Source organism: Candidatus Curculioniphilus buchneri endosymbiont of Curculio glandium (assembly GCF_964275155.1).
GTDB lineage: Bacteria > Pseudomonadota > Gammaproteobacteria > Enterobacterales > Enterobacteriaceae > Curculioniphilus > Curculioniphilus buchneri.
In genome coordinates, this window is record NZ_OZ193413.1 from 442,975 (window position 1) to 455,317 (window position 12,343).

At 25.9% G+C, this 12,343-nt stretch carries 5 protein-coding genes; all 5 read left to right on the plus strand.

Annotation, left to right across the window (positions count from 1 at the left end; translation table 11 throughout):
* Positions 1-2,701: 2,701 nt before the first annotated feature.
* The 5 genes from dcd to cdd all read left to right on the plus strand — a co-directional run bounded on the left by dcd (position 2,702) and on the right by cdd (position 12,342).
* On the plus strand, positions 2,702-3,295 hold the full coding sequence (gene dcd, locus ACICP0_RS01300) for a dCTP deaminase (protein WP_395480147.1): 594 nt from the start codon (positions 2,702-2,704) through the stop codon (positions 3,293-3,295).
* A gap of 3,231 nt (positions 3,296-6,526) precedes the next feature.
* Positions 6,527-7,225, plus strand: a complete 699-nt coding sequence (locus ACICP0_RS01305; protein WP_395480148.1) for a DUF1120 domain-containing protein — start codon at positions 6,527-6,529, stop codon at positions 7,223-7,225.
* 76 nt (positions 7,226-7,301) lie between these two features.
* Positions 7,302-8,018 carry a fimbria/pilus chaperone family protein gene (locus tag ACICP0_RS01310; protein WP_395480149.1) on the plus strand — a complete coding sequence of 239 codons (717 nt, stop codon included), beginning with the start codon at positions 7,302-7,304 and terminating at the stop codon, positions 8,016-8,018.
* Positions 8,019-8,057: 39 nt separating this feature from the next.
* Positions 8,058-10,454 carry a fimbria/pilus outer membrane usher protein gene (locus ACICP0_RS01315; RefSeq protein ID WP_395480150.1) on the plus strand — a complete coding sequence of 799 codons (2,397 nt, stop codon included), beginning with the start codon at positions 8,058-8,060 and terminating at the stop codon, positions 10,452-10,454.
* A 922-nt stretch (positions 10,455-11,376) separates the two neighbouring features.
* A complete protein-coding gene (gene cdd, locus ACICP0_RS01320; RefSeq protein ID WP_395480232.1) occupies positions 11,377-12,342 on the plus strand; it encodes a cytidine deaminase in 966 nt (321 codons plus the stop codon).
* Position 12,343: the final 1 nt, after the last annotated feature.

Sequence of the window (12,343 nt, forward strand, 5' to 3'; positions counted from 1 at the left end):
CCAGTGTATTGTCTATATTAATAATGGATACTTAATGCCATTTATTCAAAATACTTTGAATCATTAAGTAATATGAAATATACAAAATTAACGTATACTAAAAACTTTATATTGATACAATCTTTCTATCAAAACCAATCTATCTTGGATTAAATTTATATCTTGTAAATACTTAAATATTTGATAGTAAAATAGTTTACAACATTAGATAAATATACAATATCTATTAATTATGATTATATTCTGCATTTTTGAAAAATATTATTTTATTCTTTATGCAATGCATCAATTGACAGAAACATAAAATAATGAAAGTTTATTTTTTCATTTAAAAGATACAATTTTAACAAATATACTATTTACACTCATTTTACTTTTACTAACTTAGTAAGAGTATACTATATTTATTTTAAAGTAATTTCAATATTTCTTTTTATTGAATAGGAAAATTAACTTGATTACGAATGGTGCTACAAACAAAGAATACTACTAAATATTTTAGTTTAGTTATCATGCGGCATTTACACTGATAGAATCAAGAATGAACAACTTATATGTATATATCAATGTTTACGGGACATGATACGATAATAAAATTTATATAGATTGTTTCATATAATAATCATATGTACTCATGATTATGTTCATGATCTAATCACGAATTTTATCGATTACATATTCATGGATGATCAGATTGCAGGCTAATTTAGATTAGATAATTAGAAATATTAATAATGTTTATTACAACATTATAAACATATTCATAATTAAATTATAGAATGTAGCATGTTTAGTATAAAATCGTATTTAGTTTACGTTAATACAAAATTTTATAATTTGTAACATAAATATTATGCGTGTTAAAACAGTATATTATATTACTATAGTATATACCGTGTAACTTACTAACAATGGCATAAAACACTGCATTAAATCTATGGAAAAGCATACTAAATTTAGTATGTCTATATATGACACATTAAATCAATGTTATTATTAAACATTGATTTAATGAAATGATTGAGATCAAGGTAACTATTGTTATTAGAGATATACAATATCTTTTATATTCTTAATATGTTCTTTCAAAGTCATATAATATTTTATAAAATTTTAAACACCATTAAACAGTATAATTTTACTAGTAATGCAAGTATATTTACATGGACAGTTTGTTATCTTTTAATTTTCAGTCAAATTATTGCTATTATAGATAACTTAACATATCAAAATTATAATATTAAGTTAATATTATTATTTAAAGCTAAATGAGTAGGATGCCAATCCTTTTAAAAATTAATATCTTACATATCAGTAAGTCATTTTATTGTAGAAAAATGTCGTTTAATATAATTACCATATATGATTAGTAATATAAATATAGCAATAAACTTTTCCATTAATGCAATATAAGTGTTTAATAACACTATTAAACTATTAAACTATGTAAAAAATGTTCGGATAATATTATCTACTTTTTGTCGATTCGCATATTTTATAATAAATGTATTTTATGAATATTTTTATAAAATATGTTTTTAATTTAAATTGGATATAATACCTTCCATATTCAACAATATATTGATGGTAATATGTTAATTAATCATATAATTTTTAAAGTTGTACAAAATTCAATATCACTGAGCCATCTTAATAAAGATATGACATAGAATGAATCTATTATCATTTAACTAATACATTTGACTCAAAACATAAAATTCCAATTATATATACTTTATTGAATATGTTCATAGTAAAATATGAGGTTTTTAACAAACAAATAATTGAATATATTGCTAATGTTTAATAAATTTAAGCTAGAAATCAACTATCATTTATAATAGATAGATAAATATACTTATGTAGTATTCATCTATCAAATATGATAGATGAATTTTAAATTTGTAATGTAACAAATTACTCAAAGAGTAAAAATTGATGGCCATCGTTCTGAATTTAAATAATTCTGCTATTAACTAATACATACCGTATAATCTCTTAATGTTATTTGTTTGTCAATCTTTAAAATCCTTTAATTTTTTAAATTTTAAGGTTCATAGTGTATAGCTTCTATTAACATGATATGTCAAGCATTTTATTTTTTTAAACTTATCTTAAATTATTCAAATAGTTCGCTAACCATAATTAATAATTGAATGAATCGTATGTATATTAATAACGATCGTGCTTAATAAAAGATGATAACAAAAATTATAGGTAATAAATTATACATTTATCAAAGAAGTCAGGTTAAATACGCCTGTGAATCATAAGTAACATGATATTCTTTTTATAAAAAAATATAGATTGTAAAATATATCTTACAATACATTTAAATAATATTTAAAGTTCTTTGAACTTAAAGTAATAAAGCTATGTCAAATAACAAACAATTATCAGTGACTACTTATGCTAATTAAAAAATTATTTTATATTTATGTATTGTTTAATTATATATTTTCATGCGATAGTTGGAAGTGACGTAGAAAATATCGTATTAACTAGTATATCTGATACTTTAAAGTAAATTGTCATTATCGTATGGTAGGGTAATATGATAAACGAAATTAGATCATACTTGAATGTAATAAAAATTGAAATTTTTCATATTAAAAAATCTTATACGGTATTTATGAATATATAATTATGTAGCAACATAGTGGTATATAACCCTGTCGTATGACTTTATAGAGAAAATAAAATGAGACTATGCGATCATGATATTGAACTGTACCTTGATAAAGGTTATTTAACTATTTTACCACGTCCATCAGTAGAATGGATTAATGGAGTTACAGTTGACGTTCGATTAGGTAATCAGTTCCGTGTATTTCTCGATCATACTGCTGCTTATATAGATTTAAGTGGGCCCAAGGATGAAATTTCTAAAATCATGAATTGTATTATGAGCGATGAAATCCAGTTGACGAAAGATGAACCTTTTTTTCTACAACCGGGAGAATTAGTGTTAGCAACAACATTAGAATCAATAAGTTTGCCCAACAACTTAGTTGGCTGGTTAGATGGTCGTTCCTCGTTAGCACGTCTTGGTTTAATGGTCCATGCTACTGCACATCGCATTGATCCCGGTTGGCAGGGGTGGATTGTTTTGGAGTGCTTAAATTCAGGAAAATTACCGTTGGCATTACGTCCTGGCATGCTGATAGGAGCATTAAGTTTTGAACTCCTAAGCAGTCCAGTATCTCGGCCTTACAATCGGCGTAAAAATGCTAAATACTACAATCAAAAAGGAGTAATAGCTAGTCGAATTGATAAAGATGGATCAGTTAGCTGATTATTATAAATTGCACTAAAATTATATCATACACAACAATAGAATATTGGATTAGACACAATAAAAATTATGTTATTAATTTTTAAAATATAAACAGTATATAACCAATAGTTATTAAATATAGTATTTATCTTAACATGAATAGTATTAGTACAATTTTCTTTAGAAAATTATATAAGCTATATATTATCACTGCCATTAATATATTAAAAATGAATAAAATAATCCTGTAATTATAAGGATATATTTTATATCAATTATATAGCATTAATAATACTGATATATTGTTAGTGTCAATAAATAAACTAATCTAAAATTGGATGCTGATATTAAATCATAGTTTCTATTTTTTTCGAAAATTGTCAATAAAGTAAGTAATTGAATACAATCATCATTGTCTTTATTCTAAGTAAAATAATTTTATTTTATATAAAATTATGACACCATCGAAACAAAAATAATTTTTATTATTACTGTGAATTTTAAAATTAAAACAATAATTTTCATGAATCTTCTATATTCAAATAGTTTAATTGAACTGACTTAAGTTTATGTAAGCTTAATATTAACTAAAATAGTTTAGCATTCGTATTTAGCATTACCACTATAAATAGTATTATGCGATTGATATCGTAACAATGACAAATTTTCATTAAATCTGAAAATCAAAGCATTTATATCACTACTTTCTTACATATTCAAAAAAACTGAGTAATTAATTTGAATTTTTAAATTAAAAATAGTTATTTTAAATAAGCTTAAGAATATGTACACAAGACACATTTATACCTAAATTAATTAAATTTTTCATAAAATTTAATAATAATTTTATTTATAATTTTGATATATTTTAACATTTTAGTCTAGTACTATTTAATAAGATTGTTTTTAGATAAAAATCTATATCTGTAATCTAATAATTACTTTTATAATTTTCAAATTTAGAAAAATCAGTTTATAGAAATATCTAAGATTATACAAGGAAACATAATTTCCTTATGAAAGTAATAAGTAATAACACCCTAGCCATTTATTAATGGAAATTTATGTTTCTAACTTAGAGTAATTTTTTAATTATTAATAAATAATAAGAAGTACAATCATACACGGAACTCTTACTTTCATTTTTAATGAATTCGATAATATTATTAATAATATTAGATTAAAAATTACTAAAATTAAAAAATAAATTTAATTTAGCGATAGGATCATACTGTCTTTAACTGTAATTCCAACATAATTAGTTTGACTACAACATAAATATGTCTTTATTACATATAAAAGTTCAATTTCTTCATAAATTGATATATCGATTTATGCTAATTCCTAACAAACACAGTCGAAAAACTTACAATCACAGGATTGTAGACAATACAAAAAGAAAACTGACACGAATTATCATGATTTTTATGTTTAAATGATGATAACGTAGTTCACTTTTTTAAAAAAAGAAATTCATGTAATGAACTAATATAATATTAGTGCGCATAACAACATATTATACGAAAATTTTCTTATTTTAATAGAAAAAAGATACTAATATATGGACAGTATTAACATTGTGACTCTAGCTGTCTATGTAATGTGTCTATCTTTATAATCAATAAATATAGCTCATAAAATATTTAGAAAATTAAGAAATAATATTTGATGATTAAAATCATTGCCTCAATAGAAAATATCTATTCATTAATAGATTATCGCTATAATGTTGCCTAATATTTTAAATAAATATGGTTCTGATATAAAGATAATTTTAAATTATAAACTCAACATAATATTAGCAGTACATATTAACTAGAATTCTATTCTAAATATTGATATCATCATGCTGTATTACACATAATTTATCCTTGACATTGAAATGACTAATTCATATTACTTGAATGATATATTTACTTTAAATTTAAGTATAATAACTCTATTTTTATAAAATTATTTTATCTTTTTATCGGAGAGTGTTATTTAAATTTTATACTTAATATCTTGACAATAAGCTAATAAAATTTTTTTACTAAAAATAACTTTAGATTGTTCTGTTAAGGAAAAAGTTGAATAAATTCTTTCAACGAAAATTGATTAAACAGAACAATATTGTTAACCTCAATCTTTTTTAAAAGAACCGGTCACATTGTATTCAAAAAATAAATATTTTGATTTTTTTCATGCATGTTATACATGTTGTCAATATTGATATCTTATTTTAAGTAATAAAATAGTCATTATGGTGGAATGAGAATTCCATGATGCATTATCTCAATGTTTCATATGCACTATAACAAACAAAAGGGGTACAAGCTATTTTTATTTAATTACTATTGTTTTGATTTTAAGTAATCTTCGACTGCGGTTTTAAAGGCCTTTTTTATTTTAATAGAAACATTAATTTTTGATCATAATGATGCACTAATATAGTTATATTTTAATGTATATTAGTTTTATAAGAACTTATCATCCATACTAGATAATCTTAAAATTATTAACATTTTTTTAGCTTTTAATCATTAGATCTGCTGTGATAATATTAACATATTTTAACAATGATAGTAACCATATAAAATATATATAATAACTGATATGTTAGAATACAATATATCAATTATAATGTATTATTTATTAATAAGTAATACATTTACTGTTGTATTTTAAATATTTTTTGTTTTTCATTTTATCAGAAGTCTTTAGAGAAAAAAGACATTTAATAAATTACTATACTAACAAAAACATACTTTTATTATTAATAATAAAAGTATGTGTTTTTAAAAAATTTAAATATTTTATTTTTTACTAAAAACATTTTTATTCTTACATTATTTAATAATACGTTTTGTTGAATAAAATTAAAATTAGTTGCCATATGTAATGTATATTATTTAGTTATTTTGATAATATTATATTTTAATATGTAATTGATACACATTTATGAAGACGAAAGAAAATTTAAAATTAATAAATTTTGATACACAAAAAAATGAATTTTTAAAAAGTTCATATTTTAAAAAAATCAATATTTTAATAGTTATATTTAAATGACGATTTAAAATAATTACTATAAATTACGGTTTTAGATTATACTGACAATTAAGTAGATCTTACATTACTAAGTTTTATTTATGTAAAGGTTTGAAAAAATATTTCAAATATATGTTATTTATTTTCCATGAAAATAAGTAAATTAATCTTAAGTAACATCATAGTTAAATTAGACTAAAATATAAAAGGAAATATGTAATGAACTTTAAATTAGTAAAAAAAATCGTTCTTACGCTAATTATTATAAATATAATACCTAATATTACTTTAGCCCATAATGTTGATGTTAAAGTAATTGGTACTATTACCCCATCTTCTTGTAAAATTACATTAACTAATGGTGGTATTGTTGATTATGGAGTGATTTCTCCTACATCTTTAAATAAAGATACATTAACTCAATTACCCGATAAACAATTAGATTTTGCTATTACTTGTGATGCACCAACAAGAGTAGCAATCAGAGCTATGAATGGTCGGCCTAACACAGCAGCGGGATCTACTGAAATCGGAAGTTATGGCACTATAGCTCCTGAAGGAATTAACCGAGAGAATGGGCATTATGTTGTAGGATTAGGATTAGATGGAAATAAAAAAATTGGCGGTTATAGTTTGTCAATAAAAAATCTCATGGTAGATGGTAATTCAATAGAATTTATAGAAAAAAAAGATTCAGAAAGTTTTTGGATTAAAAAAGAAGACGGAAATACTTCTCTTTTTAAAAAGTATCCTTTTTTAATGTCTTGGACCAAAAATAGTAGCATTAATCCTATGGCTTTTACTGTCTTGTCAGGAACTTTTAATATTCAAGCTTATATTAATCAAATTTCAGAATTCAATCTAACGAAGCCTATTAATTTGGATGGTTTAACTATACTAGAATTAATCTATTTGTGATTATAAATGGTTATTAATATTATTCCGTATTTTCTTGGACGAACGGTTTCTCAAATTTAACGTGGAAGATTAAAATATGCATTGTTTTATATTTCACATTACTTATGTGATATGCTGTTTTTTATCTGTTATAACTTATGTTTGTGCCGCAGGGGCAGTACCTGAAGTACCAGTGGTAATCGTAGAAGAAAAAGATGGTGAAGGAGCAATTAATATTCGGAATACTGATAATTATCCCGTGTTATTATTAACGACATTACAAAATGCAATAAATAAAAATAGGGATATTGAGACAATGTTGTCTATTGCTCCACCTGTTGCTCGTATTGAACCCGGAAAAATTCAACGAGTACGTTTTATACTAACTAATAAAGATCCTCTTAAAACTGAACATATGGAAAGAGTTATATTCGAGAGCATTCCACCACAGAAAAGATACCAAAGCACTGTTCATATGGTATTGCGGCAAAATGTGCCAGTAATTATTCGACCCAGTGGGTTAATAACAGATGAAGCTCCATGGAAACATTTAATTTGGAGTTTTAATGGACAAATACTTACCGTTAACAATCCGTCACCTTATGTTGTAAGACTAGGGCAAGATGTCGTTACATTTCCAGATCAAATTTATTGGGTATTACCTCAATCATATATTTTACCTGAACAAACATTGGTATTGATTTATAAAGAAGATAAAATCTTATCTAAGATAGTGGTTAACCAAATACGTTTTTTTCCAACTACTACTTGGGGATTTTCTGTGGAAAATTATGATGTTTCTTTAGTGTCATAAAGAATGTTTTGAATATAAAAACTTAGTAAAAATTGTTAGATGTGGATTATTATTTTATTCATTGTAGTTGATTGGCTTAATTTAAGCTTAGCGGCATCTATTAATGAAAATTGTGATGTAACATTTGATGTTGCATTAATGTCTGAACGAGGTATTGATCCAAAAGTAGGAAATTTTTTTCGCCATAAATCTCAATTTTTCCCGGGTGAAACAACTGTTATTCTATCTGTGAACGGAAAAACATATGGCCGAGTAAAAGTTCGATTTGATGAAGAAGGACAATTATGTTTTGACGAAAATTTTCGGACTTTTTTCGCTTCAGTTTATCCTAATAAATTTTCTAAAAAAAATTCGTCTTCCGATTTAAAACATACTTGGTCAAAAACAAAAATATTACTTAATCCTAGTATGGGAAGCATTGATTTAATCTTGCCTTTTCAAGAAATTTCTGAAAAAACTATAAACGAAAATTATTGGAAACATGGTGGTAGTGCGGGAATATTAAATTATGATATGCAATATATGCATTCATTAGGTAGAGCGGCAGAACAACAGTTCACACATTTTAGCTCTGAAGTGGGATTTAATATTCATGGGTGGATTTTTCGTAGCCGACAAGCGCTGATACAACTTAATAAGCAAAGTAAAATATCACATCAAGCTGCCTATGTTCAACGTAGCATTACTAATGCTAAAACAATATTGCAAGTGGGGCAAATTCATTTGTCTAATTTGCTTTTTGGTAGCGAACAGATTCTAGGATTACAAATATTTCCTGAAAGTACACTTAAAACTTATCGAAGTGGCGCTGGGTTTGTTGAAGGAATCGTTGATTCTTTTTCTATTTTAGAAGTCAGGCAATTAGGTGTTTTAATCTATAGGGGCGTTGTCCCGGGAGGCCAATTTAAACTGAAGGGATTGTTTTTATTGAATAGGCATACTGATTTAATAATTACCATTATTGATAATATTGGAAAACATCGCCAATTTACCGTCCCAGCTTCTCAGTTCCTATCATCAGGAAATAATGAGGTTATATCTAATTACTATTTTGGAATAGGCCTGCCGAAGATACAAAACGACACTTTTTCTTTACTCGGAAGTATGGCTGTAAGTTGGACCTTTTCCCCTCATTTTATTTTAAATGCCGGTATGTTGAGTGCATCTTCTTATCGTGCTGGAGCTTTTAGTATCCATGTTCGTCCTTTTAATAAAAATTCATTGAAATTTCATGGAAAATTAGCACAAAATTTTAATCTTCGCCACAAGGGTATGATGTTATCTACCGTTCTGAATAACAATTTGGCTAAGCGGTTAACTGCTAACTTTAGTGCAACTTATAAAACAGCAGGATATTATGAATTGTATGATTTTTATAAAAAAGATGTCCAATCAATTTGTAAGCGAAGCCGTAATCAATTTAATGCAGGCCTGCATTTTTTAAATAAACTAGGTAATTTATTCTTTTCATGGACATACACTCCAGCATTTTCAATTGAAAATGTAGAAAATTGTTGGCGTGGAGGGTGGACCCATCAAATGTATCAGACTTTTATTAATATTAGTCTAGAACATATTAAGCAAAAAGCAAGTATGTCTTATAATCGATTATATATTTCGTTGAATATACCATTAGGGTATGGTCGTAATTTAGATGGTTATCTAAGTAGTTCTCAACGTAATAGTAAAGTTAATTTTTGTTACAAAAATCGAATGAACCAAAATAGAGTATTGAGTGTTTTTGCTGAACAGAATTTTTCTCACAACTTGAATACAGTAGCTGGTAGTATTGATTATATCACTTGTATTAGTCAAATTAATACAACTGCTTGTTTTAAAAAATATTCTAAATATCATCATCGTGTTTACAGTTCATTATGGGCTAGTGGAGGGGTGGTGGTCCATTCTAATGGAATTACTTTATCACCTTATCGTATTTCAGATACTTTTGGAATAGCTCACGTAGACGATCAAGCAGGTGTGAAAATAAACACACCTTCAGGTTCTGTTAGAACAGATTGGCGTGGTTATGCTGTTTTACCTTCATTGAATAGTTATTCCCATTCTAATGTGCAAGTAAATACTCGTAGTTTAAATAGAAATATTGATGTTGGAAATGCTTTTCAGGAAGTTAAAGTAGCGCGTGGGGCTGTTGAAAAAATTAATTTTGATGTAATTCATAATCGGCAAGTTTTAATGAATATTGTCGATATTTATGGACAGCCTTTACCGTATGGAGCTGGTATTTTCGATGTTCAAGGACAATTTATTACTGTAATTGATCAACAGGGTAGAGCGTTTATCCCGAATGCTGTTCCAAATATGCTATTAGAAGTTCAACATGTTGGTAAAACATTATGTCAATGTCGTTTGACATTGCCAACCAGTGTGATTTCTGTCGATTTATATCAACGTATCAATGCTGTATGTCAGTAATTATTATTTTTTATTTTTTTATTTTTACAACTGTAAAAACGCATAATGTTTTAAATGATTTGAAATGATTTATATAGAGATGAATTTATGTTTATTTATATAGCATTGTAAGAAGTAAATGTACAAGTTATTGACAAATTGAAATTGCATGATCATTTAAGTAAGTTATTTATAACTTAAATATCAGTTTAAATTTATAAAAATTTTTATATAAATAAAATTTTGATTTTAGATAGTATTATTTAAAATATTAAAATTATATAATTATTAATTAGTTAATAAATTTTTTCATAAAAGAATATTATCTTCGTTAGTTTCTATTTTACATATTGTCAACACAAAAATTTCAAATCTATTTCGAATAGAATCGATTCAAAATAGATAACGAGGTAAATTGGAGTCATGGCTTGATCGTTATCAAGCCGACTTTAATTAGTTACGATGATACAAATAAATATAATTCAATATTATACAATAAGATTATTTAATGTTAATAAATTGAATATTTATGTTGTAAATAATAAAAAGAAAGAAGATATGTTAATTTTAATATATTGTTATATTCTTTTCAATCATTCTAGTAATATAATAGACTTATAATACTTTTTAAGTAAATCAAGCACAATTTAACACAGTGCTCTATTCAAATTTATTACATATCTTGAATGATAATGATTTAGCTAATCGAAATGATTTCGGAAAATGAGTAATGTCGTTTTGCAAAAGATTTATTACTTATAATTTATACTCATATAGTAGTGAACCACAATATTACGTTATGCTTCTGGAAGCAATTTTATTTTTTCACTGAGTGAATATAATTCAATCTCATGAAATACTTAGTTTTAATGTATTATATTATCTATATTCAATAAAATGCAAAGTGACTATTTATATTAATAGGAGGGAGGTATCTTAAGTGATTAATCATCGTTTGATGTCGGTACTATCCACCATCGATCCTTTTTTACAAAAGATCATTGTACCCTTTTTAAGTCAACAGAACTTTTCTGGTTGGTTCAGTGCCGAACAAATAAATCAAATTATGCAGATTAGTAATTTAAATAAAGATGCTCTATGTCTCGCTCTTCTGCCTTTAGCAGCTGCTTATGCAATTACTCCGTTTTCTCATTTCAATGTAGGTGCTATTGCATGCGGCATTAGTGGTAATCTTTATTTTGGAGCAAACATAGAATGCCTTGGCGGATCGATGCAAAATACTCTGCATGCAGAGCAAAGTGCGATAATACATGCTTGGTTACGAGGAGAAAAACGTATACAAACATTGACAGTAAGTTATGTACCATGTGGTTATTGTCGACAATTTTTAAATGAATTAAACAGCAGTACTGATCTAAAACTATGTATATTCAAACATCCTTCGGCTATGCTATCAGATTATTTTCCTAACGGATTTGGACCTCACGATCTTAACGTTCAACATCTTCTATTTGATGATATTGACTATCAATTTACACCTATAGGATGGGTAGACCATGAATATCAACTTGATGATCAGCAGAGGTTATGTTTTCCAACTTTTGATGATCCATTAGTTACAGAAGTAATTCATAACTCCAGACAAAGTTATGCACCTTATAGTCAAAGTCATAGCGCTATTGTATTACAAACTCAAAATAATCTTTTATTTTCGGGACGTTATGCGGAAAACGCTGCTTTTAACCCTAGCTTACAACCGTTACTAGTAGCTCTCAATTTACTTAATTTCAGCAATACTACTACTTCTTCCAGTTACTATGACCAGAAGATCACCTGTGCTATATTAGCAGAACGATGGGATGCGCCATTAACTCAATGGACAGATACATTAAAAATTCTTATACAACTCGGTTGTCATAAAATTTACCATTTAATAATTACCTGCTAAT

Excerpts from the sequence above, each read along its gene's own strand:
- ACICP0_RS01315 (WP_395480150.1), top strand. The coding sequence starts at position 8,058 with ATGTGGATTATTATTTTATTCATTGTAGTTGATTGGCTTAATTTAAGC.
- ACICP0_RS01305 (WP_395480148.1), top strand. The coding sequence starts at position 6,527 with ATGAACTTTAAATTAGTAAAAAAAATCGTTCTTACGCTAATTATTATA.
- ACICP0_RS01310 (WP_395480149.1), top strand. The coding sequence starts at position 7,302 with ATGCATTGTTTTATATTTCACATTACTTATGTGATATGCTGTTTTTTA.
- dcd (WP_395480147.1), top strand. The coding sequence starts at position 2,702 with ATGAGACTATGCGATCATGATATTGAACTGTACCTTGATAAAGGTTAT.